Raw genomic sequence first — 24,588 nt, 5'->3', positions numbered from 1 at the left:
CTGAAGTGATGGTCGGGGCCAAGCGGTGAGGCTGTAGTTCTGCTGGTCGGGGCTGGCATAGAGGCGTTGGTGTTCGCGGGCCGTGTGGAAGATCCAGTAGTCCTCGAAGTCGCCGTTCGTGATCAATGCGCGCAGTTGGAGGACGGCTTCGGCTCCGTCGAGTCCCCAGCGGGGCGCCGGCCATGTCGTGGCGGTCGGCGATCAGGCGGCGGCAGGCGCCTTCGACGGCGCCGGTGGCGATCGGCCAGCCGGCGGTAAGGGCGATGTCGTAGTGGAGCCGGTCGAGGTGGCCGGTGAGGTAGCGGTGGCAGGTCATGACGGCCTCGCGACGGGTGGCGGGAAGCCGTTCGGCTGCGGCCTGGGCAGTCATTTCCTGGGCTGCGCGGTCGGCATGCCCGGCGAGGCTCGGTGAGTTTGTCCGCGGCCCAGGTCTCGGCCTCGCGGCTGCCGGGAGGGTAGAAGGCGTGGGCTGCCGTCCAGCAGTACTCGGCAAACGTGCACGAAGTCGAGCAGGACGTGCAGACGTATGCGGCGCCCGCCACCAAGTCGACCTGGATCAGGTCGCGTTGGTGGCGGGCGCCGTCGACCAGCACGATCCAGTCTGACGCATCACCACGCCCTTGCCGTCGACCTGGCTGGCCAGGAAGGCGTCGTGCATGTCGTCTCGGGTTTCCCAGCGGGTCCGTAAACGGCGGGGGCCATGGAGCCAGGCGATGGCGGATTCCGCTATCCACCAAATGCGGCCAGACCTGAACCGTGCGGCTCGCCGCGCCGGGCGATCTTCGGGACTATGCCGCGCTCGCGCAGACGACGGCGGTAGATGTCGTGGTCGTAGCCACGGTCGGCATACAACGCCCGGGGCTTGCGCCGAGGCCGGCCCCGCTTGCCCCGCACCGGCGGCACGCTGTCGACCAGCGGCAGGAGCTGCGTGACGTCGTTGCGGTGCCCGCCCGTCAACGACACCCGCAGCGAAATACCGTGCGCCTCGGTCAGCACGTGGTGCTTCGAGCCCGGCCGCGCGCGGTCAACCGGACTCGGACCCACTTTTGCGCTGCTTCACCCCCGCTTGGCCTGCACGTGCGAGGCATCAACGGTGACGCGGGAGAAGTCCAGGCGGTCCGCCGACCGCAACCGGTCCAGCAGCACCCGCTGGAGTTCCTCCCACACCCCGGCCTCCTGCCATTCAGCCAATCGCCGCCAGCGGGTAGGCCCGGAACCGAACCCCAACTCCTGCGGCGGGTACTCCCACTGGATCCCGGTGTAGAGGACGAACAGCACACCCTGCAGCGTCCTGCGGTCATCGATCCGCTTGCGCCCCGGGTACCGGAACCGCCGCTCATGCCTCGGCAGCAGCGGCTCGATCACCGCCCACAACTCGTCACTGACCTCCCACGGCTTCCGCCGCGCCATGGTCACACCCCACAAAGCACGTGATCACATACGTCTCCACCGTGCCACAACAAGATCTCTCCGCAAGGACCCCTTATAGCTCCTAACAAAAGTTGTTGATCAAGTAACCATAGGTTTGTCTGCTCGTTGGGCGGATCGTGGGGAAGCGTCAGTCGCGGCCGTGGATCGTGTCGGACGTAAGTGTGGTCGCTCATCGAGTTGTTGCTGCCCAAGCCGGGGCCGAAGCTGGTCTCGGGCCGACCGCGGGTTCCCGACCGCCAGGCGTTGTGCGGGATCCTGTTCGTGCTCCACACCGGGATCCAGTGGGAGTACCTGCCCCAGGAGCTGGGCTTCGGCTCAGGGATGACCTGCAGGCGGCGCCTGGCCGAGTGGAACGAGGCCGGCGTGTGGGACCAGCTGCATCTGGTGCTGCTGAAGAAGCTGCGGTCGGCGAAGAGGCTCGACTGGTCGAGGGCGGTGATCGACTCCTCCTTGGGGAAGGTCTCCCGCAGGGCTTCCTGGCGCTTCTCCTGCAGCTGGCGAGCGGCCTCCCGGCGTGCCTCGTCAACCACGGCCTTGCAGACCGCGCACAGGACGTTCCCGCGGCGCAGCAGCTCCGCGTAGTTGGTGCGGCTGGTGGTTTCCTGCGGTTCACCGCAGTCGGGGCACCGCACCTCGTGCAAGCGAGCGTGCCGCCTTCTTGGACCAAAACCTGCATCTCCCGCTGAGTGAACTCGTACTCGTCGCGGATCGCCGTGACGGTCTGCGCCCACGTCTCCCCATCCTCGGCGAGGGTCCAGTAGGCGCGCAGTGCGGCCGCTTCACGCGGATCGTCGGTGTACAGCTCGAGTTCAATGCTCGCCACAGGCCCCCAGGCATCGCGGTTCACGAAGAGTCCGATCAGGCTCCACACGGTGCCGACAGTCCAGGGCGAGCAGGGCGAGGCGGCCCCGGAAGGTGGTCCGGGGCCGCTTGCGTCAGAACGGGGGAGGGCCGTAGGAGTTTGCGTCTGCCGCGCCGCAGTAGGCCTCCACCTGATCGCCAGTGCCGAACTGGCGGGCGTAGAAGGCGCGCAGCCGGGCCGTCTCCTGGTCGACCTCGGGCTCATCCTGCGGGCCCTGTGGCGCCTCCTCGCCAGTCTGCGCGTCCAGGTCCACCCAGTCGGCGGCGGGCGGCCCGGTCGGGCGCTGAGGGCTTCGAAGGCCGCCGCGGCCTCCTTCTGGCATCGCAGGCATTCACCGCCGGCGGACGTCGCCGTGGAACGGGGCCTGGCAGATGACGCACTCCGGCGCCTGCCCGCTCCCGGTCCTCTTGCCGCTGCTGTTCTCGAGCTGGCCCGCCGGGAAGCGCGCCGCTCGAGGCAGGCCAGGCACTCCCCACCGAGCAGCAGCTCGACGAGGAAGCCCGTGCAGCCTACTGCGCGAAGATCGAGCAGGCCGCCAGGTCGGCCGCATCAATCAAGGCTTAGTCGGACAGATCAGGCAGCCTGACATCAGCTCCCCTACCGGCACTTGCGATTTCCGAGCACCCGGCCACCTGATATGCCCGCGTCACCCGATGTAGGCGTTCAGTCCGCGCCTTCGTCGTTCTCGTCCAGCTCGAGCGCGTCCGCGTCGCTCAGCCGGCGCAGGGCGCCGGCGACCGGAGTCGAGGCGGTGAATGTAGCGGCCGAGCAGGTTCAGGTTGCGGTGCTGAGGGGAGGGCCGGGTGATGTCCTCCTCGCGGATCGCGTGGCCCTCGACCTGGTAGCTGGGCGACGGCGGCGTCGACGTAACGGGTCGTCCAGAGCCCGATGGTGCTGAGGACAGACTGAGCGAGCTGAACTGGTCCTCCACCGCCGTCCCGGTACGCCTGGTGGATGGTGCCGCGGGTCTACGGCAGCATCACGGTCCCCACGTCTGCTCGGCCTCCGCCTTCAGAATTCGCCTGCCTTGACTTGGTGCAGAGAAGCTGGATCCACTACATGCCGCACGCTGGCGCGATCGAGGTCTGTAACATCGGCTGGGCTGGCTGACCGGCAGGCCCACCCTGCCTACTATCGGCGCATGAGTGCCTGGAATCAGAGCTTGGATGCTGCGGGGATACGGGAGCCGGAGCTCCGGCGCGATTACAGCGCCCAGCGGGAGTCAGTTGCGCGTTTTAGACGTGCCTCATACCTCGCGGCCCGTCTGCTGTTGCCGAAAGCGGTGCTGCCCCATGTGGTGGCGGCGACGGCAGTGATGCATCACGGGGACTACCTGCTGGACACCGGCCCGAAGCCACAGCGAGTGTCGGCGTGGGCGTCGTGGGAGCAGGAGGTGCGTAAGGCGCTGGACAGCGGGGTGAGCGACGATCCGCTGATCCGTACGCTGCTGCATACCACGGCGGCGTACCCGCGGCTGCGGGAGGTGGTTGAGGAGTACTTGGCCACCGCCACCGCCGAGTTGGAGTTCGCCGGCTTCGCCACCGAGGCCGACTACCAGGTGTATGTGGACGCCTACTCGCTGCCCGCGTTCATGCTGGTCGCGTCCCTGCTGAGGCCGGAGCACGAAGACGAAGACTTCCGGGCCGGGTGCCGGATGTTCATCGACGGCAGCCAGCGGCTGGACTTCATCAACGACCTCGCCGATGACCTGGCGGAAGGGCGGCTGGGCATTCCGACGGAAACGCTGGCACGCTTCTCGGTGACGGAGAAGGACCTCACAGAGGGGCGCGAATCACCGGGCGTACGGGAATTGTTGGAGTGTCAGCTCGAAGCGGCGCGCACCTCCCTGCTGGCGGCCAAGGAACTGCCCGCCCTGACCGCGAGCCGCAACGGCGTGTTGTTGGAGGCAGTCGTCGAGATCGAGCTGCTCACTGCGGACGCGGCGCTCGCGCATGGCGCCCGGCTGCTGCGCGGGTCCGTATCACCGCCGTTGGTGGGCTCGCTACGAGTGCTGCTGGGCGCTCGTCGAAGGGCTCGCGGGCGGGTTTGAACCGTCCTGTGTCCTCGGGACTTCGGATTGGACGCCAACGTCAGGCAGCGACCGCCCGGAATCTGGCCGGGGACGCAGAACGCGTGCAGGCCATGGCCGTGCTGCGCAGCACGCTGAGGAGTTGGCCAAGCAGCTGCGGGAGGTCCAGGCCGAAAGGGAGGAGCTTGTGATCGTCGAGCGGGTCCTGAACTGGCTGGCTGAGCAGGACCGGGCCGCCCAGGAAGCCACCGCGGCTGCCGCCCGGACGCCCACCAGGGTGGCGGGACAGGCGGTTCTGCTGGTCCCCCACCCGGGTGGCGGGCCAGGCGGTTCTGCTGGTCCCACACCGCAGCGAAACTCCCGACGAGTCCGCCCTGCCCGCTGACTACCGCGGGATCCTGGCCATCGTGCGGGCCGCCGACGGCCCGGTGCAGGTCAGGGTGGTGGGCGAGGAGCTGGGCCTGCGGGTGGCGGTGCGCGGCAAGCTGGAACCGCTGCGCGCGAAGATGACCAAGCTCGCCGACCGCGCAGCCACCGCCGACCTGGGATTCGTCGGGCTCGACGACAGCGGTCCCGACGCCGATCCGGCGGTGATCACCGGCTACAAGGCCGCCAGGACCCCGACGTTGCGCTGCTGGGACCGTCCCCGCGCGTGCGGGGAAGCAGGTGGGTACCACTGGCACCTTTACCGAGGCCGTGTGACCATCCCCGCGAGCGGTCCACTTATTGTGCTCCCGTACACAGTGTGACGGTCGATCTTCCTGTGACGGGGTTGCGGTCATCCGAAAGCCGTTCGACTGGGCACACACGTCCTACGGCCACGGAGTCGAGCGGCCCCGGTGCTGGGCGTCCCCGACACTCTCTAATGCGGGCCGTCAATGACAACGGGTACAGGGCCATCGTTGGGGAAGAAGGCGTCGGCGATCCGGACGAGTTCGGCGTCGCTCAGCTGAGCCGGTGTCCAGCCACGGCCACGTGCGTGGTCGACGAACCGGGCTTCCAGTGGAACGTGGTAGTGCTCGACGTAGTGCGCCAGGTCCGTGTACCAGAACCACTCACCGTCGGTGAGGAGATGCAGCCCGCCGATCAGCTCGTTACTGGGGCTGAGGACATCGTGGACTCCTGAGGTAGTCGCGGCCAGCACCGAGCCGGCACGCAGGTAGCGAACGAGGTCCGCCTCATAGGCCTCGCCCTCTCTTCGCCTGCAATCCCTCAGTGAGGGCCCATCGGTGCGGCCATGCTCAAGCTCCTGGAACTCCCCGAGGAATCGGCCTGCATACTTGTTCTCGCTGCTCACGGCAGCACCCTATGCGTCGATCTCGGGCTAGAGGCAGGCCCTCCGTCAACGAGCTCTGGTGACGCTCGGTCACGTCAACAGGACACAGCACTTTCATCGATTCCGGCATACGCCTCAATTCGCCCCTGGAGAACGGACCTGCAAAGCGAGCACTCCCAACACGCGCCGCGTGCTCCCCGCGGGTTCGGGGAGCAGGCTCTGCAAGCGCAACACGGGCTTGGATCTACACGGCCACCATCTACACCGCCCACGAGGTCAACGGACGCTTCTGCCCGTGGTGCATCGCCGATGGGAGTGTTGCTGAACGCTTCGCGGGTGGATTCAGCGACGCCTACGGGCCCGGCAGCTACCGACCCGCCAAATTGAGATGACCTGTAAATACCTGGCGGCTCACGACGTGGGCGAACAGCCTGGAAAACGGCCCGGCGACACCTCGCGACCTCGATCTCTAGGAGGAAGACGAACGTGATCTCAAAACGGAACAGAAGGACCGACCGGGGGACCGGCCGCCGGGGGTGGCGCGCGCTGCTCGGCGTCGCCTTCGCGTTCGGCCTGGCGGCGCTGACGCCGCTCCAGGCCCAGGCGGCCCCCATCCAGAGCGCTGGCTACGGCACGCTCCCCAACGAGGGCCTCTACCCCGAGCAGACCTCCTGCTCGGGGAGCTACTACCAGCCCAGCGTGCCCGGCGGGGCGACGAAGACGGCGGTCTACGGTGGGCGCACCATCACCCTGAAGTACTTCTACAGCCCCGGCTGCGGCTCGTTCGCCCGCATAGAGAACGCGCCCCAGGGCTGCGCCGCACACAGCAACCGCCTCACCAATTCCGGGATCGTGTGGGTGCTCGAAACGGTCGACCCGGGCATCAACTACGCCTACACCAAGGTGATCAACAACCTCAACGGCCGGCAGAGCAAGGCGGTGCTGTTCTGCGACAACCAGCGCCTGGCCGAGACCGCCTGGTACTAGTAGGGCTTGGTCGGGTTCGTATGGGTGTGGGTATGTCGCGGTGACAGGTGGGGCAGGCGCCGGTCCAGGTGGCGAGGAGTGTCTGCAGTTCACGGACGACCTGGTAGAGGCTCAGGCCTGCGCTGGATCTACAGACTTAAGCCCGAAATCTCGGGCTTAAGTCTGTAGCCTGTTTTCATGTCTCGGGGTCCTCGTGCCGTCGAAGTTGTGCTGTCCGATGAGGAGCGCGCCGAGTTGCTGCGCTGGGCGGGCGGGGCGGTGGCGCCCCGTCTTGTCGAGCGGGCACGCATCGTCTTGGCGTGCGCGGACGGGAAGCCGAATACGCGTGTGGCGGCGGAGTTCAAGGTAACCGCGGACACGGTGAGGAAGTGGCGGTCGCGGTTTGCTGCCCGGCGGATGGCCGGACTTGCAGATGAGCCGCGGCCGGCAGGCGCAAGTCGGAGCTGGTGCTCAGTGATGACGAACGGGCTCAGCTGACGCGTTGGGCGAGGCGCGCCAAGACCGCGCAGTTCCTGGCTCTGCGCGCGAGAATCGTGCTGCTGTGCGCGGAGGGCGGGACGAACAAGCAGGTGGCGGCCGAACTGGGGGTGCGCGAGCAGTCGGTGAGCCGCTGGCGGGCCCGGTTCGTCAAGCGGCGGCTGGACGGGCTGGTCGACGAGCCGCGGCCCGGCAGGCCGCCCTCGATCCTGCTCGACCAGGTCGAGGACGTGGTCATCGCGACGCTGGAATCCACGCCAGGTAAGGACACGCACTGGTCGCGGACTTCGATGGCCGAGCGCACCGGGCTGTCGAAGTCCACCATCGGGCGGATCTGGAAGCGGTTCGACCTCAAGCCGCACCTGCAGGATGCCTTCAAGCTCTCCACCGATCCGCAGTTCGTCGCGAAGGTCGTCGACGTCGTCGGCCTGTATCACCACCCGCCGGAGAAGGCGGTGGTTCTGTGCGTGGACGAGAAGAGCCAGATTCAGGCGCTGGACCGCTCGCAGCCGGTGCTGCCGATGATGCCGGGCATGCCCGAGCGGCGCACCCACGACTACCTACGGCACGGCATCACCAGCCTGTTCGCCGCCTTCAACATCGCCGACGGCACCGTCATATCGGCACTGCACCGCCGCCACCGGGCGATCGAGTTCAAGAAGTTCCTGGTCACGATCGACAAAGCGGTACCGGCCGGCCTCGACGTCCATCTGGTCTGTGACAACTACGCCACCCACAACACCGCCGAGATCAGGACGTGGCTCAGCAAACACCCCCGGTTCCACGTCCACTTCACTCCGACCGGCTCCTCCTGGATGAACCAGGTCGAGCGGTGGTTCGGCCTGTTGACCGACAAACTCATCCGTCGGGGCGTCCACACCTCCGTGAAGGCCCTGGAGGACGACATCACCGCGTGGATCGACACCTGGAACGAGAATCCGCGGCCCTTCACCTGGACCAAGACCGCCGACGAGATCCTCAACTCACTCGCCGACTACCTCACCAAAGTCACTCCGCCAGCCAACAAAAACCAGGAAGAAACTTAAGCCCGAGATTTCGGGCGCACCACACTAGAAGGCTGGTGAAGATCTTGGTGAGGGGCCATCCAGCCTCCGGCCGGACAGCCCCTCACCAAGATCTTCATCGGCCTTCGGGCGGGCACGTGCCCACAGGCCCCGGACGTGCCCGAGGTGCCGGGTCATCACCGCCCGTACGGCCTCCTCGTCCCGGGCGAGCAGCGCGTCCAGGATCTCCAGGTGTTCCTCCGCCGACGCCTCCAGCCGTCCCTGTTCGGCGAGCGCGGTCAGTCCGTACAGCCGGGAGCGGCGTCTGAGGTCCCGTACGACGTCGACGAGATGGTCGTTGCCGGCGAGGGCCAGCAGGCCGAGGTGGAAACGCAGGTCGGCCTCGACGTAGGCGATGAGGTCGCCGGCCGACGCGGAGGTGACGATCTCCTGGGCGACCGGGCGGAGCGCCTCCAGCGCCACCGGGTCGGCCGTGGCCGCGATGCCCGCCGTCGTGGGGATCTCGATCAGCGCCCGGATGTGGGTGTACTCGTCGAGTTGCTTCTCGGAGACGGCCGTGACGCGGAAGCCCTTGTTGGGCACGGTGTCGACGAGGCCCTCCTTGGCGAGGTCGAGCAGGGCCTCGCGCACGGGGGTGGCGGAGACGCCGAAGCGGGCGGCGAGGCCGGGGGCCGAGTAGACCTCGCCGGGGAGCAGTTCGCCGGCGATCAGGGCGGCCCGCAGCGCGTCCGCGACCCGCTCCCGGTGGCTGGGTTTCCTGCTGCCCAGCACGGGCAGGGCGGGGGTGTGCGGCGGGGGCATGAGGGTGTTCCTCCCGGGGGCGTGACGGTCTTACAGGACGAACCCCGCCGGGAACGGGTCCTCGGGGTCCAGCAGATACTGCGCGGTGCCGGTGATCCAGGCGCGTCCGGAGAAGCTGGGCAGCACGGCCGGGCGGCCGGCCACCTCGGTGGTGCCGAGCAGTCTGCCGGTGAACCGGGTGCCGATGAAGGACTCGTTCACGAACTCGGTGTGCAGCGGGAGTTCGCCGCGCGCGTGCAACTGTGCCATGCGGGCACTGGTGCCCGTGCCGCACGGCGAGCGGTCGAACCAGCCGGGGTGGATGGCCATGGCGTGCCGGGAGTGGCGGGCGGTCGAGCCGGGGGCGGCCAGGTAGACGTGGTGGAGGCCGTGGATGGACGGGTCCTCCGGGTGGACGGGCGGGTCCTCGGCGTTGACGGCGGCCATGAGGGCCAAACCGGCCCTGAGGATGTCGTCCTTGCGGGACCGGTCGAAGGGCAGGCCGAACCGCTCCAGCGGCAGGACGGCGTAGAAGTTGCCGCCGAAGGCGAGGTCGTACGTCACCGTCCGGCCGTCGGCGAGGGTGGCCTTGCGGTCGAGGCCGACGGCGAAGGAGGGCACGTTCCGGAGGGTGACGGACGTGGCGGCGCCGTCCGCCACGGCCACCTCGGCGACGACCGGGCCCGCCGGAGTGTCGAGCCGGATGGTGGTGACCGGCTCGGTGACCTCGACCATGCCCGTCTCGACGAGCACGGTCGCCACGCCGATCGTGCCGTGCCCGCACATCGGCAGATAGCCGGAGACCTCGATGTAGACGACGCCCCAGTCGCAGTCGAGCCGGGTCGGCGGCTGGAGGATGGCGCCGCTCATGGCGGAGTGGCCGCGCGGCTCGTTCATCAGCAACCGCTTGACGTCGTCGCGGTGTTCGCGGAACCACAGCCGCCGCTCGTTCATGGTGGCGCCGGGGATGGTACCGATACCGCCGGTGATCACACGGGTCGGCATGCCCTCGGTGTGCGAGTCGACGGCGTGCAGGACGAGTTTGCTGCGCATGATCCCTACGACAATCCGGCCGCTACGGCCTTCTCGGTGGCGGCTCGGACGGTTACCTCCTGCTCGGGCAACAGTGGCATGCGCGGCGGGCGGCAGGGTCCGCCGTGGCGGCCGACGAGGTCCATGGACAGTTTGATGGCCTGGACGAACTCCACCCGCGAGTCCCACCGCAGCAGCGGGTGCAGCTGCCGGTACAGGGACCGCGCGGTGTCGAGGTCGCCGTCGACGGCCGCGTGGTACAGCTCGACCGAGGACTGCGGCAACGCGTTCGGGTAGCCCGCCACCCAGCCCTTGGCGCCCGCGACGGCCAGCTCCAGCAGGACGTCGTCCGCGCCGATCAACAGGTCGAGCTCGGGGGCGAGTTCGGCGATACGGTAGGCCCTGCGGACGTCTCCGGAGAACTCCTTCACCGCCCGGATGTACCCCTCGCCGTGCAGTCGGGCGAGCAGCTCCGGCACGAGGTCGACCTTGGTGTCGATCGGGTTGTTGTACGCGACGACCGGCAGGCCCGCCTTCGCGACCTCGGCGTAGTGGGCGAGGACGGAACGCTCGTCGGCGCGGTAGGCGTTCGGCGGAAGCAGCATCACCGCCCGGCAGCCCGCATCGCCCGCCTGCTCGGCCCAGCGCCGGGACTCGGCGGACCCGTACGCGGCGACGCCGGGCATGACGCGCTGCCCGCCGATCGCGGCGACGGCCGTCTCGACGACCCGGGCGCGCTCCTCGGGGGTGAGCACCTGGTACTCGCCGAGGGAGCCGTTCGGCACGACGCCGTCGCAGCCGTTCTCGACCAGCCAGGCGCAGTGCTCGGCGTACTGGTCGTAGTTCACGGAGAGGTCGTCGTTCAGCGGGAGCGCGGTGGCGACGAGGACGCCGTGCCAGGGGCGGTGGTCGGTCATGACAGTTCCTCCTGGGTGTGTTGCCGTGCGAGGACGCCGAGCGGTACGGGACGGGCGAACGGCCTTCGGGACGGGGCGGGCGGGCAGCCGGCGAGCCCCGCGACGGCCACCTGGCACATCCGGCCCTGGCACCAGCCCATTCCGGCCCGGGTCAGCAGCTTCACGGTGCGCTCGTCGCCCGCTCCGAGGTCCAGGGCGTCGCGCACGGCACCGGCGGTGACCTCCTCGCAGCGGCAGACCACGGTGTCGTCGGTGACCTGCTCGGGCCAGCGCGCGGGCGGCGCGTACGCGGCGTCGAGAGCGGCTGCGGAACTCCTGAGCCGTGTACGGGCCCTGAGGGCGGCGGGGGCCGGGTCGGGGGCGGTGCCGCGCAGGTGGGCGGCGGCGGAGCACCCGGCGATGTGCCCCTCGGCGAGGGCGAGGGCCGCGCCGCCGATACCGGTGGACTCCCCGGCCGCCCACACGCCGGGGACGTCCGTGCGCTGCTCGGCGTCGACGGCCACTGCGAGCCCGTCCAGGCGGCAGCCGAGGCCCTCCGCCAGGTCGGTGTGCGGGAGCATGCCGTGACCGACGGCCAGGGTGTCGCAGGGCAACTGCCGCTCGGTGCCGGGCCGGACGCGCCCGGCGGTGTCGAGGGCGGCGACCGTGACGCCGGTCAGCCGGTCGTCGCCGTGGGCGCGGACGACGGTGTGGCGGGCCAGGACCGGCACGCGGTGACGCAGCAGCCGCGCGGCGTATCCGGCGCCCTCGGGGAGCTTGCCGGCCAGGGCCGCGGCGTTGCGGGCAAGGCGCCCGGGGCCGGTGGACTCGACGAGCCCGGCGACCTCGACGCCCGCCGCCGCGAGCCCGGCCGCCACGGGCAGCAGCAGCGGCCCGGTCCCGGCCACGACGGCTGTGCGCCCCGGCACCACGAGTCCGCCCTTGAGCATGGCCTGGGCGCCCCCTGCGGTGACGACGCCCGGGAGGGTCCAGCCGGGGAAGGGCAGCACGTGCTCATATCCGCCGGTGGCCAGGAGCACGGCACGGGCGTGCACCTCGGCCGGCTCCTCCTGCTCCGGGGCGAGCAGCGCGTGCACGGTGAAGCCGCCGGACTTTTGTTCGACGCACCACACGTGATGATCGGTCAGCACGCGTACGGAGCTGGCGGCGAGGCCGTCCCGCAGCCGCTCCCAGGTCCGCCACTGGTGGTGCAGCGCCTCGGGTCGCCCGGCTCCTAGCCCGGCGGCGGGCTGCCGGTAGAACTGCCCGCCGGTCTCCGTCGCCGCGTCGACGAGCACGACCCGGGTGCCGCGCGCGCTCGCCGCCAGCGACGCGGCCAGCCCGGCCGGTCCCGCGCCGATCACGACGAGTTCATCCGGCATGACCGTCTCCCCCGTCGTCCGCCCGCTCGTCGTCCGCCCCCGCATGGCCCGTCCCTCCATGGCCCGTCCCCTCCTGAGTGGAGATCACGTCACCCGGCCGCACCGGCACCAGACAGGCGCGTTGGTTGGGGCGGTCGTTGACGGTCACGAGGCAGTCGAAGCAGACGCCGATCCCGCAGAACACCCCACGCGGACGGCCCTCGCCCCGGGTGGCGCGCCAGGACATGACGCCCGCCGCCCACAGCACGGCGGCGACCGTCTGGCCGGGCAGCGCCCGGACCGGCCGCCCGTCGAACATGACCGTGAAGGCGGGGCCGGGCCTGGCCCCCGCCAGCTCCAGTGGATTCACCCGGCCCCCTCGGGAAAGCGGTCGGGCCGGAACGGGGAGAGGTCCAGGCCGGGCGTCCGCCCGGTCAGCACCCGGGCGATCAACTGTCCGGTGCCGGTGGCGAGGCCGATGCCCGCCCCCTCGTGCCCGCAGGCGTGCAGGAGTCCGGGCGCCCGGGGGTCGGGGCCGATCGCGGGCAGATGGTCCGGCAGATACGGCCGGAAGCCCGCGTACGTCCGCATGGCCCGGACTCCGGCGAGGAACGGGAAGAGCCGCGTCGCGCCCGCCGCCAGCGCCCGCAGCGCCGGGAGCGACAACGACCGGTCGAAGCCGACCCGTTCGCGGCTGGCGCCGATGAGGACCGGCCCGGCGGATGTGCCCTCGACGACCGGCGAGGTCTGGAGGGCCGCCGAGTCGCTGGCGACGTCGGCCACGTAGTCGGCGGCGTACACCTTGTGCCGGACACGGGGCGGCAGCGGCTCGGTGACCAGGACGAAACCGCGCCGGGGCAGCACCGGCAGCGACACCCCGGCGCGGGCCGCCACCTCGCCGCCCCAGGTGCCGGACGCGTTGACGACCGCCGGGGCGTGGATGTCGCCCCGGTCGGTGCGCACTCCGCGCACCGCGCCGTCGGGGCCGCGCAGCACCCCGGTCATCTCACGGCCGGTGAACAGCCGGGCGTGCGAGGCGCGCAGCAGGTGCGCCGCCGCCAGGGCGGGCATCACCTGGGCGTCCTGCGGGTAGTGCACGCCGCCCGCGAGGCCGGGGGCCAGATACGGCTCCAGGTCGACGAGCCGGTCGGGCGGCACCGGGACCGCCTCGACCCCGGCCGCGCGCTGCCCGGCGGCGAGCCTCTCCAGCCCGGCCAGCGCTTCGCCGGTGCCGGCGACGACGACCCCGCCCTTGGCCTGGTACTCGACCGCCTTCCCCAGCCCTTCCTCGGCCAGTTCGGCCCACAACCGGGCGGACAGCAGGGCCAGGTCGAGCTCGGGTCCGGGTTCCTTGTCGGAGACGAGGAGGTTGCCCTCCCCCGCGCCGGTCGTACCGCCGGCCACCGGGCCCCGGTCCACCACGACGGTGTCCAGGCCCGCGCGGGCCGCGTACAGGGCGCAGGCGGCGCCCACGACTCCGGCTCCGACCACCACGACATCGCAGGTCAGCGGCTCGCTCACGCCAGTACTATGTCACACACCACACTCTTTGGGAATGGGACGGCCACAGGAGGTGCGGGGAACGAGCAGGGCTCAGTCGGCCGCCGGGACGACCCTCAGATGGGAGGCGGTACGGCGTGTCCGGCGGTCCCGGGACGGGGTGCGGCGGGCCTCGCGCAGCACGAACGTGAGCCGGGCGCAGCCCAGTTCCTCGAGCGTCCTGGACGTCTCGACGACGATCCGGCAGTCGGTGGCGCCCCAGCGCGGATCCGGGTGCAGCAGCGGCCGTACGGCACCGTCCTGTTCGACGGCGCTCTCGCCGACCGAGCGGATCCAGTGCGGCAGGCCGTGCCGGTAGGCGGCCTCCATGATCGGGTCCTGGGCGATGTCGCGGCGGATGGCCTGGAGCCCGTGGTCGGGGCCGTGGCTCTCCACGGTCCGGGCGAAGTGCGCGAGCATCGGCAGGCACCAGCTCGCCTCGTGCTCGCCGAGCACCGTGGGAGCGTCGGGGTGGAACAGCACGAACCTGAGGAAGTTGTCGCCCGGCATGGCCGTCGGGTGCGGACCGACGCCGCCGAAAAGTGACCGGAACGCGCTGTTGGTGAGCACCACGTCCCAGCAGTGGTCGACGACGAGCGAGGGGAAGGAGACGGACTCCAGAAGCCCGGTGTAGTCCTCCAGGTAGGCCTGGACATCGGAAGTCTCGGGGACGGGCCGCGGTACCGGCCGCTGCCCTCCTGCCTGATATGCCATCGGGAGGTCACCCCTCTTGCCTGTGCGGCCTTGACGCGGCGCCCCGATCCTGCTGCCCCGAGTTGAGGCGTGTCAACTATCGTGGCATTTCATGCCTGTTGACGGCTGAAATTGGCCACAGTTGTGGCGAGACCTGGATGTGAGTTCGAACCACCGGCTACGCTCCGGGAAGTTCACGCCGGGGGTAGGTCACGGCATCCACTTGTGAGAAGCCTGTGAGAGACGTAGGAGATCTGTCGGTGACGGGTGGCTTCGTCGAAGGTCCGGGCGCCACGCCGACGGCCGTGCTGGCGGCCGTCACCTCCCGTGTCACCGCGCTCGCCGACCGGCTCGGCGTGCCGCACGCCGAGGTCTTCGACATCGGCCGGCTGTCCGTCGCCTCCGGCGTCCCGGAGCCCGTGGTCAAGGCCCTGCTCGGTGGCCAGGCCGGGCGAGCCCGATGTGCAGGCCCGGTTCCTCCAGCGCCTGGACCTGCTGCGCCGGACCAGGCTCAAGCCCAACGGCCGCAAGTACACCCAGCAGGAGATCGCCGACGGCGCGGGCATGTCCCGGCAGCAGGCCGGCGCCCTCATCAACGGTGACCGGCGGCCGACCATGGAGCACTGCGACGCCCTCCAGCGGTTCTTCCGGGTGCATGCCGGTTTCCTCACGGCCGAGGACCCCGAGGCACTGGTGAGCGCCCTCCAGCACACCGAGCAGGAGCTGCTCCAGAAGCTCGCCGACCGCGATCGGAAAGCGGCCGCGGCGGCCGACGACCCGCTGGAGCGGCTGTTGCAGGACCACGGCGTGCGCGGCATCGCCTGGCGGGCCGCGCAGCTGCCCACCGACCAGCACCGCGACAAGGTGGCGGAGTGGCTGGACATGCTCCTGGAGAGCGTCAAGCGGCCCGAGTCGTGACCGTGGGGAGAACTGTGGGCATCGGTAGGGAAATGCGCCGCCTGTGCGGCGAACTGGTCGCGGAGCTGACCCTCCCCGCGCCGGCACGGCCCGAGGAGCTGTACGCCGCGCTGTGCGACGCCATGAGCAGACGCCGGGGCCGCCCCGTCCACTTCCGCACGGCCGCCTTCCCGCCCGGCACCGCGAGCGGGCTGTGGCTCGACATGGCCGAGCAGGACCTCGTCGTGATCGAGGAACGCACGGCTCCGGACCACCAGTTGGTGATCCTGGGCCACGAGCTGTGGCACATGAAGGCGGGGCACTGCTCCCACCACGTCGAGGGCGCAACCGTCGCGGCCCGGCTGCTCCACGACGACGCCGACCTCCAGGCGACGGTGCTGAAGGTCGCCGCGCGTACCCGCTTCGACCTCGACGACGAGAAGGAGGCCGAGAGCTTCGGCCTGCTGCTGGCCAGCAGGTGCCGGGCGTGGCTGGCGGGTTCGTCGTCCCGGGGGCCGGTGCAGCGGGACCATCTGGCGGGACGGATCGAGGCGTCGCTGGGGTATCCGGGGCCGCAGGGCTGACGCGGGTCGGGTGGCCCCGGGCTGAAACGGGCCGGATTGTCAGTGGTGGACGGCAAGCTGGAGGTGCGCCCCTTGCGTGCGGGCGTGACCGATGACTCCGACACGGGGAGAGCCGACCGATGCCCACCGCCGTACTGACCGACCGCGAACGCACCGCCGTCCAGGCCTATCTGCGGCTGCTGCGCACCGTCCGTGCCGCCTTCGACCTGGAGCCCGGCCCGCCCGGCACCCACCGCCCCCCGGTCGTCCCGCCCAGCGTCCTCGCCGAGGCGGAAGAGGCCCTCGAACAAGCAGGCCTGACCGGCAACGAGGAGACGTTCTTCCGACTCCTCCAGAACTGGTGCCCCAAGCCGGGGCCCTGAGCCTACGGCCGATGAACGACCGAACCGATCAGCCTGATCGCCGGTCTCAGTCGTGCGGTACGGCGACCGCCGTCGCGATCAGGCCGCGGTCGGCGGTCCAGTGGCCGTCGAAATGGGCGAGGCGGCGGTTGCCGACCTGGGGGCCGGGGACGAGGAGCGTGGCGCGGAAGGTGCCGCGTGGACGTTCGCCGCGGCCGGCGGCGATCTCGATGTCGGCCTCCGTGAAGTCCAGCCATCGGCCGGTGAGGGGGAACCACGCCTTGTAGACGGACTCCTTCGCGCTGAACAGCAGCCGGTCCCAGTGGACGTCGGGGCTCTGTGCCGCCAGCCGCCGCAGGCGCTCGGCCTCGGCCGGCAGGGACACGGCGGGCAGGACGCCCTCGGGCAGCGGCCCGTGGACCTCGGCGTCGATGCCGACGGAGGCCAGGTCGGTGGCGCGGACCAGTGCGGCGGCGCAGTAGTCGTCGCAGTGGGTCATGCTGCCGGCCAGCCCGGCCGGCCAGCCCGGGGCGCCGCGTTCCCCGGGCAGGATCGGCTGCGGCGGCACGCCGAGCTTCTCCATGGCACGGCGGGCACAGGAGCGGACGGCGGCGAACTCCCGGCGCCGCTTGGCGACCGCCCGCGTCATGAGCGCCGCCTCCTCGGGATACAGCGGGGCGTCCGCGCCCTCGTGGCCGTACGCCTCCACGGTCACGACCGTCGGTGGCAGCAGTTCCTCGATCACCGCTCCTCGTCCTCCCTCGGCAGGATGCGCCGCAGCCGCCCCGGCTCCCCGGCCCGCTTGCGCCACTCGCGGGGGTAGCCCACCGACACCTCCTCGAAGCGCACGCCCTCGTGCCAGGTCGTACGCGGGATGTGCAGATGGCCGTAGACCATCGTGTGGACGCGGAACCTGCGGTGCCAGTCGGCGGTCAGGCCGGTGCCGCACCACATGGCGAACTCGGGGTGCCACAGCACGTCCGTCGGATGCCGGTGCAGCGGGTAGTGGTTGACGGGGATCACGGGCAGGCCGTCGGGCAGTTCGGCGAGTCTGCGTTCGGTCTCGGCGACCCGGGCCCGGCACCAGGCCTCCCGGCTCGGGTACGGGTCGGGGTGCAGCAGGTACTCGTCGGTGCACACGATCCCCGTGCCCTGGGCGTACTCCAGGCCCTGCTCCTTGGTCGCGCATCCCAAGGGCAGGAAGGAGTAGTCGTACAGCAGGAACAGCGGGGCGACGGCCACGGGGCCGCCGGGGCCGTCCCAGACGGGGTAGGGGTCCTCCGGTGTGATCACGCCGAGGTCCCGGCACAGCTCGACCAGGTGGTCGTATCGGGCGACGCCGCGCAGGGTGACGGGGTCGCTCGGATGGGTCCACAGCTCGTGGTTCCCGGGCACCCAGACGACCTTGCGGAAGCGGCCGGCGAGCGTCTCGAGGGTCCAGCGGACGTCGGCCACGGTCTCGGCGACGTCCCCGGCCACGAGCAGCCAGTCGTCGTCCGTCCCGGGCCGCATCCGCTCGACCAGCGCGCGGTTCTCCGGGTAGCCGATGTGCAGATCGCTGATGGCCAGGAGGTGTGCGGCGTCACCGGCCGTCGACGTCACCCCTCGCCCCCCTTCCGCGCGCCCGAACGCGAACGCCACCACGAGATCACATCACCGGGCCGGACGACAAGGGCGGCCGGACGGCCGTGATCGCAAATCCGTAACCCGCGTGTTGCACGACACGGCCCGCCGAAGCCGTATGATCTGCCCCAACACCACCGCTAAGAACTTCCCTCTCAAGGGGCGGTTTGGTGACCCTCCAATCATCCTGCCCGGGCACGGGCTGCTGAGCCCTGCCCGCGAACCGTGAAAGGCGGCCTGCATGGTCTCTCGCGTACGCGTCTGGCTCAACCGCACGTACGCGGAGAACGTGTTCTTCATGGATCAGCTGCGGAGAAATCCCAGCGACCGGGCCGTCGAGATCCATGCGACGCACGGCGACTCCGACTCCCCCGTGCTGGCCGCCGCCGACACCGCCGAGCTGGAACCCGAGAACCTCTCCCCCGCCGGGTACGTCGAGTACGCGCTGGACCAGTGCGCGCGGCGCGGTATCGACGTGTTCGTGCCCCGGCTGCACCAGTCGGCGATCGTGGCGCACCGCGCCGAGTTCGAGGCGGCCGGCACGGCGGTGCTGGCACCGCCGCCCGAGGCGGTGGCCGTCTTCCAGGACAAGGTGATCGCCTACGAGGCGGTCCAGGCGATCGGCGTGCCGGTGCCGCCGTGGTGGCGGGTCCGGTCCAGTGACGAACTCGTCGCGGCCGTCGAGGAGTTGGAGGCCGCGGGGCACAAGGCGTGTTTCAAGCCGGCGTCCGGGGCGGGCGGGGTGGGCTTCCGCGTGATCACGCGCTCGCCCTTCTCGCTGACGCACCTGAGCGGCTTCCCGAGCCCGTACGTGCCGTTCGACCTGGTGCTGGAGGCGCTGCGGCGGGCCGAGGAGCCGGTCGACTGGCTGGTGATGCCGCGCCTGGAGCAGCCCGAGGTGTCGGTGGACTGCCTGACCGGTCCGGACAACCGGGTCCGGCTGGCCATCGGCCGCACCAAGAACGGGCGCCGCCGGGGCTTCACGCTGCACGAGCAGTGGCTGGACCCGGCCCGGCGGATCGCGGAGGGCTTCGGTCTTCACTACCTGTCCAACATCCAGTTCCGGATGTTCGGCGACCGGCCGGTCCTGATGGACGTCAACACCCGCCCGGCCGGCGGCCTGCACCAGCTGTCCCTGTGCGGTGTCAACGCCCCCTGGGCCGCCGTCCAGCTGGCGCTCGGCGAGGACCCGGGCGTGGTGGTCCCGCCGTTCCTTGGCCAGGACTACACGGTGGTGTCGGGGCCGCGTCCGCTGCGGCCGGTGCAGCTGCCGCACCAGCGGCCGGAGGCGACGGAGCAGCGAGCGGACGCGACCGACCAACAGCCGCTGCCCGCGGTGTCGGCCGGCTCCGTAGGCACGGCGGCCCCGCAGGCCACGGTCGAGGCCCTGCCTCTCTAGCCCCTGTGCCGCTCTAGTCCCTGTACCCCCACGCCTGGGCCAGTTCCCTCAGGCGTGGGGGAGTTCGACGCCCGGGTCGGCGGAGCGGGCCGACTGGATGCGGCCGGACTTGATGGTGCTGGACCAGTCGCCGAGCTGGGGGCGGAAGGTGCCGTGGTCCTTGCTGCCGTAGTCGAGCATGCCGGGCTCCCAGGGCACACCGAGGTGGTCGCAGATGCCCCGGGTGACCTTCTCCGGCGCGGCGGTGAGCTCCTCGTAGGTGATCACATGGGGGTCGAGGTTCAGGCGGGCCTCCTCCAGCTTCTCGCTGTAACCGAGGACTTCCGCGCGGACGGCTTCGTGATCGGGCTCGGCGCGGCGGTCGGTGAGGGACGTGACGACCGCGCCGGGGTGGCGGAGCAGCAGGATGTAGCGGGCGTTCGGCCAACACCGGTGCAACCGGGGCCAGATGAGGGTGTTCGGCGGGGTCTTGTCGACGATGACGTCCTTGCCGCTGCGGGTGAGCTCCAGGTGCAGCACCCGGTCCCACAGCACGTGTTCCAGCTCGTCCTTGTCGAGGTGGAGCGCCCGCATGGCGTCCGCGGTGAAGTCGCGGGAGAGGTTGACGTGCACGGTGCGCAGGTGCATCTCGTGCGGGGCGCGGATGCGGCTGTGGCTGTTGAGCAGGACGCGCAGCAGAGTCGAACCGGAGCGCACCGACGACAGCACGAAGACCGGAGAGTCCACCAGCCGGGGGGCGGGCGGGGCGGTGTAGGTGTCGGCGGCCGGGCGGGGGGCGGGGATGGCGTCGAGTTTCCGGCGCGGTGGACTGACCGCCTGCATCACCAGCCTTCCGCGACGCTTCAGGCCCTTGCCGATCGCAGCCATACGCGGGTCTCGCACGGTGACACCTTTCGTTCGCGTTGTGCATTCCGCATCCCAGGGGGAACGGGCGAACTTCAGATGTCCGGAAGGCGAACGGGCGTGCTCACGGGCGTCCACATACCGCCCGTGAGCAGGCCACTTACCCGTTTCTTAAACTTTCGTCAGAATCGGCCGGCTCCGCGATACAGCTCCAGTTCCCCTTCCAGTTCGACGGCCAGCACGGTGGCGTGCGGGTCGAGGTCCGGCGCGGCGGGAGGCTCGATCCACAGGACGCCCGGGGTGTCGTGGAGGCCGCCGGTGACACGGTGGGCCAGTTCCGTGCCGCTGCCGAGCACCGAAGCCCTGCGCACTTTCCCGATGAGGCCGCGCACGTTGATCTCGGCGCGTGGGGCGTCGAAGAGGATCAGGTAGAGGGTGCGGCGGTCCTTGGAGAGGGTGCTCGGGCCGTAGTGGTGGCCCGGCGGGAGTCCTCGTTCGGTGCCGTACACCGCCTCCGCGTGCCCGGCGATCCAGTCGCCGAGCCCTTCCAGCCGCTCCGCCTGCTCGGCCGGAATCGTGCCGTCCTCCCGTGGGCCGACGCTGAGCAGCAGGTTGCCTCCGCCGCCGATGGTCTCGGTGAAGTAGCGGATCAGCTGGTCGACCGACTTGTGGTTGTGGTCGTGGTGCTGGTGGCCCCAGGAGTCGTTGATCGTCAGGCACAGCTCCCAGGGGCCCTCGGGCGGGACGACCGGGGCGCCCTGTTCCGGCGTCGCGTAGTCGCCCTCGCCGAGCATGCGGGCGTTGAAGACGACGTCCGGCACCTCGGAGCGGACGAGGGCGGCGAGTTCGGGGATGCGCCACTGTTCCTCGCTGCGGTCCCACTCGCCGTCGAACCACAGCAGGTCGGGCTTGTAACGTGCCGCCAGCTCCCCTACCTGACCGTCGCGATAGGCGAGGAACCTCTCCCAGGCCTCCAGGTCCTCGTCCTCGGCGGCGGCCTCCGAGTAGCGGTTGTCCTCCAGCTCCGGTGGGCGGTCCGGCTTGCGCGTGGAGGCGTAGTCGGGGTGGCTCCAGTCCGAGTGCGAGTAGTAGAGCCCGACCTTGAGGCCCTGCTCGCGCAGGGCGTCGGCGTAGCCGCCGATGAGGTCGCGGCCCACGTTCAGGTCGCCGTACGCCGTGTCCCACAGGGCGACGCCGTCGTGGTGGCGGCTGGTCAGCACGGCGTACTTCGCGCCGGCCCGCGCGAAGAGCCTCGCCCAGTCGCGCGGGTCGTAGCGGGAGGCCGTGAAGCGGTCGAACTGGGACATGTACCGGTCGTAGGGGACGATGCCGTCGTAGAACGACCAGGACTCCTGGACGCCGTCGACGGCGTAGACGCCCCAGTGGATGAAGATCCCCAGCTTGGCGTCGGTGAACCAGGGTTGCACGGCCATGGGTCAGCCCCTGCGCAGCCGCAGTGTCAGGATCTGGAAGGGCCGCAGTTCGACGGGGACACCGCCGTCGCCGTCCACGCGCGTTTCCTCCAGCGGTCGCTCCAGCAGGTCGGTGATGTGCGCACCGACGAGCGGGAAGCCGGTGCGCAGGACGCCCTGGGCCCGGCCGCCACGGGACTCGTAGAGCCGTACGACCACGTCGCCGGAGGCGTCGTCGGCGAGCTTGACCGCCTCCACCGTCACGCCCTCGCCCTCGGTGGAGACGACCGGTGCGGGGGCGCCGGCCGCGTCGGCCACCCGGAGCGGGAGGTTGAGGGCGTAGCCCTCGGCGACGGCGTCCTCGATGCTCGCGCCCGGCAGCAGCGAGTAGGTGAAGCGGTGGCGGCCCTGGTCGGCCTCGGGGTCCGGGATGCGCGGGGCGCGGACCAGGCTGAGGCGGACGGTGGTCGTGGTGCCGCCGTCCTCGCGCACCGTGCGGGAGACGTCGTGGCCGTACGTCGAGTCGTTGATGACCGCGACGCCGTAGCCGGGTTCGCCGATGTGCACCCAGCGGTGGCCGGAGACCTCGAAGCGGGCCGCCTCCCAGCTGGTGTTGGTGTGCGTGGGCCGCTGGATGTGGCCGAACTGGATCTCGGCGGAGGAGTGCGGGGCGCGGATGTCGACCGGGAAGGCCGCCTTGAGGATCTTCTCGCTCTCGTGCCAGTCGATGTCCGTCTCGATGTCGATCCGGGGGCTGCCCGCGCGGACGGTGATCGTCTGGGTGATCGTCGAGCCTTTGCCGAAGGCCCGCTCGACGCGGATCGCACCGACCAGCGGGTCCTGCTCGACGACCGCGACCCACGAGGCGTCCAGGAGGTCCGTGTAGCGGTTCTTGTAGTGCTTGTCGATGTCCCAGGCGTCCCAGTAGTTGGGCAGGTCGGTGTGCAGGCGGAGCAGGTTGCCCTGGTCGGCCAGGACCTCGCGGTCGGCGCGCAGGTCGCGGACGGACGACAGGGTGCCGTCCTCGGCCACCTCCACCCGGACCAGCCCGTTGTCGAGCACCCGGCCGCTCACCGTCACCGGCTGCGGGGGCTCGGCGTCGACGAGGGGCGCGGAGCCGCTCGCGGGCACCTCCACGTACACCGGTGCGCCGTCGGCGGTGCGGACCACCTCGGCACGGTCGTAGGGGCTGGTGTTGAAGACGCGGGTCCCGCCGGTGCCGAGCGCGGCCATCGCCTCGGCGGTCAGCGCCTGGAGCTCGCGGGCGACGCGGGCGTACTCGGCCTCGGCCTCCCGGTGCACCCAGGCGATGGACGAGCCGGGCAGGATGTCGTGGAACTGGTGCAGCAGCACCGTCTTCCAGAGCCGGTCCAGCTTCTCGTACGGGTACGTGTAGCCCCGCGCGTGCAGCGCGGCCGTGGTCGCCCACAGTTCCGCCTCGCGCAGGAGGTGCTCGGAGCGGCGGTTGCCCTGCTTGGTGCGGGCCTGGGAGGTGTAGGTGGCGCGGTGCAGCTCCAGGTAGAGCTCTCCGACCCAGACGGGCGCGTCCGGGTACTCCTCGCGGGCCTTGGCGAAGAACTCGTCGGGGTGTTCGACGACGACCTTCGCGGAGCCCTCCAGGTCCGCCAGCCTGCGGGCGCGCTCCATGATCTCGCGGGTGGGGCCGCCACCGCCGTCGCCCCAGCCGAAGGGGGCCAGGGAGCGGCTGGCGCCGCCCTTCTCCCGGTAGTTGCGGACCGCCCGGGACATCTCCTCGCCGCTGAAGCGGGCGTTGTAGGTGTCGACCGGCGGGAAGTGGGTGAAGATGCGGGTGCCGTCGATGCCCTCCCACCAGAAGGTGTGGTGGGGGAACCTGTTGGTCTGGTTCCAGGAGATCTTCTGGGTGAGGAACCACTCGTTGCCGGCGAGCTTGGCCAGCTGCGGGTAGGCCGCGTTGTAGCCGAAGGAGTCCGGCAGCCACACGCCCTTGGTCTCGATGCCGAAGTTCTCGATGAAGAACCGCTTGCCGTGGATGAACTGGCGGGCGACGGCCTCGCCGCCGGGCAGGTTGCCGTCGGCCTCGACCCACATGCCGCCGACCGGTGCCCACTGGCCCTTCTTGACCGACTCCTGGATGCGGGCCCACACCTTGGGGTAGTTGTCGCGCACCCACTCGTACTGCTGGGCCTGGGAGCAGGCGAAGATGAAGTCGTCGTACTCGTCGGCCAGGGACGTGACGTTGGAGAACGTGCGGGACGTCTTGCGCTTGGTCTCCCGGATCGGCCAGAGCCAGGCCGAGTCGATGTGGGCGTGGCCGACGCCGGAGATCGTGTGCGCGCTGGCATGCGCGGGCTTGGACAGCACCGGCTTCAGCGCTTCGCGCACGGCGGCGGCGGAGCCGGAGACGTCGTCCAGGTCCAGCAGGTCCATCGCCCGGTCGAGCGCGTGCGCGATCTCGTGCCGGCGCGGGTCGTGCTCGCCGAGCTCCAGCATCAGCTCGCGCAGCACCTGGACGTCGAGGTCGAGGTGCCAGACCTCCTCGTCGAGGATGGCGATGTCGGCGCCGCGGAAGGTGTAGAGCGGCTTGTCCCCGGCGGTGAGGATGTCGCCGAGCGGGGTGGTCTTCGAGAAGTTGTCGGCGAGGATGTCCGGGTTGGAGGCGGCCTCGACCAGGTACTCGACCGTCTCGCCGCCGGTCGCCGGGTCGGCGATCGCCACGTACTGGTTGAGCGGGTTGACGGCCTTCAGCGGGGTGCCGTCCGTGAGGTGGACGAGGGCCTCGGCCTGATTGCCGGGCCAGTCGCCCACGAAACCGAGGTCGATGACGGCCTCGACGCGGCGGCCCGCCCACTCCTCGGGCACCTGTCCGCGCATGCGGAACCACGTGGTGCCCCAGGGCGGGCCCCACGGGGTGCCCATCACGAAGGGCGCGTACGAGGCGGCCGCGGCCTCCTCGAACGGGACCGGCTCCCCCGGGGCCTGCCAGGCCTCCACCTCGAAGGGGACGGTGGCCGCGTAGATCGCGGTCTTGATGCGCTGGTCGTGAAGGCGCTGCACGCGCTCCTCGATCCGGCGGCTTTCGTCGTGCATGAGATGTCTCCAGGAAACGGGAAGAGCGGCGG

General features: G+C 70.7%; 22 protein-coding genes and 6 pseudogenes. 12 read left to right on the top strand and 16 right to left on the bottom strand.

All coding sequences use genetic code 11. The annotated features are described in order from the left end of the window. Positions 1-21: 21 nt before the first annotated feature. Together V8690_RS36945 and V8690_RS36940 are read right to left on the bottom strand one after the other, a co-directional pair. Positions 22-602 (bottom strand): annotated as a pseudogene (locus tag V8690_RS36945) (ISKra4 family transposase); the annotation flags it as partial. Beyond that, positions 557-1,410: pseudogene (locus V8690_RS36940) on the bottom strand (IS5 family transposase). The pseudogenes V8690_RS36940 and V8690_RS36945, both read right to left, overlap by 46 nt. Positions 1,411-1,590: 180 nt before the next feature. Between V8690_RS36940 and V8690_RS36935 the strand changes: the two are divergent. Continuing rightward, positions 1,591-1,875: pseudogene (locus V8690_RS36935) on the top strand (transposase); the annotation flags it as partial. Positions 1,876-2,366: 491 nt separating this feature from the next. Here the strand turns inward: V8690_RS36935 and V8690_RS36930 are convergent. Next, positions 2,367-2,615, bottom strand: a complete 249-nt coding sequence (locus V8690_RS36930; RefSeq protein ID WP_338784400.1) for a hypothetical protein — start codon at positions 2,613-2,615, stop codon at positions 2,367-2,369. A gap of 155 nt (positions 2,616-2,770) precedes the next feature. Between V8690_RS36930 and V8690_RS36925 the strand changes: the two are divergent. From V8690_RS36925 to V8690_RS36915, 3 genes and pseudogenes are all read left to right on the top strand, one after another. After that, positions 2,771-2,857 (top strand): annotated as a pseudogene (locus tag V8690_RS36925) (type I restriction endonuclease subunit M); the annotation flags it as partial. A gap of 577 nt (positions 2,858-3,434) precedes the next feature. Next, the gene (locus tag V8690_RS36920) at positions 3,435-4,343 is read left to right on the top strand and encodes a squalene/phytoene synthase family protein (protein WP_338784399.1); all 909 of its coding nucleotides are present in this window, start codon (positions 3,435-3,437) and stop codon (positions 4,341-4,343) included. 293 nt (positions 4,344-4,636) lie between these two features. Beyond that, positions 4,637-5,071, top strand: a complete 435-nt coding sequence (locus tag V8690_RS36915) for a hypothetical protein (RefSeq protein ID WP_338784397.1) — start codon at positions 4,637-4,639, stop codon at positions 5,069-5,071. Between the two features lie 113 nt (positions 5,072-5,184). Here the strand turns inward: V8690_RS36915 and V8690_RS36910 are convergent, their stop codons facing one another. After that, on the bottom strand, positions 5,185-5,619 hold the full coding sequence (locus tag V8690_RS36910; protein ID WP_338784396.1) for a hypothetical protein: 435 nt from the start codon (positions 5,617-5,619) through the stop codon (positions 5,185-5,187). 95 nt (positions 5,620-5,714) lie between these two features. On the opposite strand from V8690_RS36910, the gene V8690_RS36905 reads away from it, so the two are divergent. The 4 genes from V8690_RS36905 (at position 5,715) to V8690_RS36890 (ending at position 8,108) form a co-directional block, all read left to right on the top strand. Further along, complete coding sequence (locus V8690_RS36905) at positions 5,715-5,990, top strand: CbrC family protein (RefSeq protein WP_338785589.1); 276 nt, start codon at positions 5,715-5,717, stop codon at positions 5,988-5,990. Positions 5,991-6,084: 94 nt separating this feature from the next. Then, the gene (locus V8690_RS36900) at positions 6,085-6,585 is read left to right on the top strand and encodes a hypothetical protein (RefSeq protein ID WP_338784395.1); all 501 of its coding nucleotides are present in this window, start codon (positions 6,085-6,087) and stop codon (positions 6,583-6,585) included. 177 nt (positions 6,586-6,762) lie between these two features. Next, entirely contained in the window at positions 6,763-7,062 is a 300-nt protein-coding gene (locus V8690_RS36895) for a helix-turn-helix domain-containing protein (RefSeq protein WP_338775737.1), read from the top strand. Further along, a complete protein-coding gene (locus V8690_RS36890) occupies positions 7,029-8,108 on the top strand; it encodes an IS630 family transposase (RefSeq protein ID WP_338785228.1) in 1,080 nt (359 codons plus the stop codon). The genes V8690_RS36895 and V8690_RS36890 overlap by 34 nt, the downstream gene beginning before the upstream one ends. Before the next feature lie 24 nt (positions 8,109-8,132). Here the strand turns inward: V8690_RS36890 and V8690_RS36885 are convergent, their stop codons facing one another. The 7 genes and pseudogenes from V8690_RS36885 to V8690_RS36855 all read right to left on the bottom strand — a co-directional run bounded on the left by V8690_RS36885 (position 8,133) and on the right by V8690_RS36855 (position 14,409). After that, positions 8,133-8,888, bottom strand: a complete 756-nt coding sequence (locus V8690_RS36885) for a GntR family transcriptional regulator (RefSeq protein ID WP_338784394.1) — start codon at positions 8,886-8,888, stop codon at positions 8,133-8,135. 30 nt (positions 8,889-8,918) lie between these two features. Then, positions 8,919-9,920 (bottom strand): proline racemase family protein, encoded by a 1,002-nt coding sequence (locus V8690_RS36880; protein ID WP_338784393.1) that lies wholly within the window; start codon positions 9,918-9,920, stop codon positions 8,919-8,921. 5 nt (positions 9,921-9,925) lie between these two features. After that, the gene (locus V8690_RS36875) at positions 9,926-10,816 is read right to left on the bottom strand and encodes a dihydrodipicolinate synthase family protein (protein WP_338784392.1); all 891 of its coding nucleotides are present in this window, start codon (positions 10,814-10,816) and stop codon (positions 9,926-9,928) included. After that, positions 10,813-12,177, bottom strand: coding sequence for an NAD(P)/FAD-dependent oxidoreductase (locus V8690_RS36870; RefSeq protein WP_338784391.1), 1,365 nt, complete (start codon positions 12,175-12,177; stop codon positions 10,813-10,815). Before V8690_RS36870 ends, V8690_RS36875 begins: the two co-directional genes overlap by 4 nt. 58 nt (positions 12,178-12,235) lie before the next feature. Further along, positions 12,236-12,526, bottom strand: a pseudogene (locus V8690_RS36865) ((2Fe-2S)-binding protein); the annotation flags it as partial. After that, positions 12,523-13,677: an FAD-binding oxidoreductase gene (locus tag V8690_RS36860; protein WP_338784390.1), complete on the bottom strand. Its 1,155-nt coding sequence runs from the start codon at positions 13,675-13,677 to the stop codon at positions 12,523-12,525. The gene V8690_RS36860 and the pseudogene V8690_RS36865, both read right to left, overlap by 4 nt. 72 nt (positions 13,678-13,749) lie before the next feature. After that, the gene (locus V8690_RS36855) at positions 13,750-14,409 is read right to left on the bottom strand and encodes a hypothetical protein (RefSeq protein WP_338784389.1); all 660 of its coding nucleotides are present in this window, start codon (positions 14,407-14,409) and stop codon (positions 13,750-13,752) included. Between the two features lie 239 nt (positions 14,410-14,648). Between V8690_RS36855 and V8690_RS36850 the strand changes: the two are divergent. From V8690_RS36850 to V8690_RS36840, 3 genes and pseudogenes are all read left to right on the top strand, one after another. Further along, positions 14,649-15,306: pseudogene (locus V8690_RS36850) on the top strand (helix-turn-helix transcriptional regulator). 32 nt (positions 15,307-15,338) lie between these two features. Then, the gene (locus V8690_RS36845; protein WP_338785588.1) at positions 15,339-15,869 is read left to right on the top strand and encodes a toxin-antitoxin system, toxin component; all 531 of its coding nucleotides are present in this window, start codon (positions 15,339-15,341) and stop codon (positions 15,867-15,869) included. Between the two features lie 119 nt (positions 15,870-15,988). Continuing rightward, positions 15,989-16,231 (top strand): hypothetical protein, encoded by a 243-nt coding sequence (locus V8690_RS36840; RefSeq protein ID WP_338784387.1) that lies wholly within the window; start codon positions 15,989-15,991, stop codon positions 16,229-16,231. Positions 16,232-16,277: 46 nt separating this feature from the next. On the opposite strand, the gene V8690_RS36835 is transcribed toward V8690_RS36840, so the two are convergent. Further along, positions 16,278-16,955 carry a 4'-phosphopantetheinyl transferase superfamily protein gene (locus V8690_RS36835; protein WP_338784386.1) on the bottom strand — a complete coding sequence of 226 codons (678 nt, stop codon included), beginning with the start codon at positions 16,953-16,955 and terminating at the stop codon, positions 16,278-16,280. Beyond that, positions 16,952-17,812, bottom strand: coding sequence for a metallophosphoesterase (locus V8690_RS36830; protein ID WP_338784385.1), 861 nt, complete (start codon positions 17,810-17,812; stop codon positions 16,952-16,954). The genes V8690_RS36835 and V8690_RS36830 overlap by 4 nt, the downstream gene beginning before the upstream one ends. 262 nt (positions 17,813-18,074) lie before the next feature. Here V8690_RS36830 and V8690_RS36825 point away from each other — a divergent pair, with 262 nt between their 5' ends. Next, positions 18,075-19,232, top strand: coding sequence for an ATP-grasp domain-containing protein (locus V8690_RS36825; protein WP_338784384.1), 1,158 nt, complete (start codon positions 18,075-18,077; stop codon positions 19,230-19,232). 48 nt (positions 19,233-19,280) lie between these two features. Here V8690_RS36825 and V8690_RS36820 read toward each other — a convergent pair whose 3' ends face one another. The 3 genes from V8690_RS36820 to V8690_RS36810 form a co-directional block, all read right to left on the bottom strand. Then, positions 19,281-20,114, bottom strand: a complete 834-nt coding sequence (locus V8690_RS36820; RefSeq protein WP_338784383.1) for a sulfotransferase — start codon at positions 20,112-20,114, stop codon at positions 19,281-19,283. Positions 20,115-20,257: 143 nt separating this feature from the next. Continuing rightward, positions 20,258-21,508, bottom strand: a complete 1,251-nt coding sequence (locus V8690_RS36815) for an alpha-L-fucosidase (protein ID WP_338784381.1) — start codon at positions 21,506-21,508, stop codon at positions 20,258-20,260. A gap of 3 nt (positions 21,509-21,511) precedes the next feature. Continuing rightward, positions 21,512-24,556: a glycoside hydrolase family 38 C-terminal domain-containing protein gene (locus V8690_RS36810; protein WP_338784379.1), complete on the bottom strand. Its 3,045-nt coding sequence runs from the start codon at positions 24,554-24,556 to the stop codon at positions 21,512-21,514. Between the last annotated feature and the right edge of the window lie 32 nt (positions 24,557-24,588).

The sequence above is a fragment of the Streptomyces sp. DG1A-41 genome (genome assembly GCF_037055355.1).
Lineage (GTDB): Bacteria > Actinomycetota > Actinomycetes > Streptomycetales > Streptomycetaceae > Streptomyces.
This window is presented reverse-complemented; position numbering and strand designations above follow the sequence as displayed.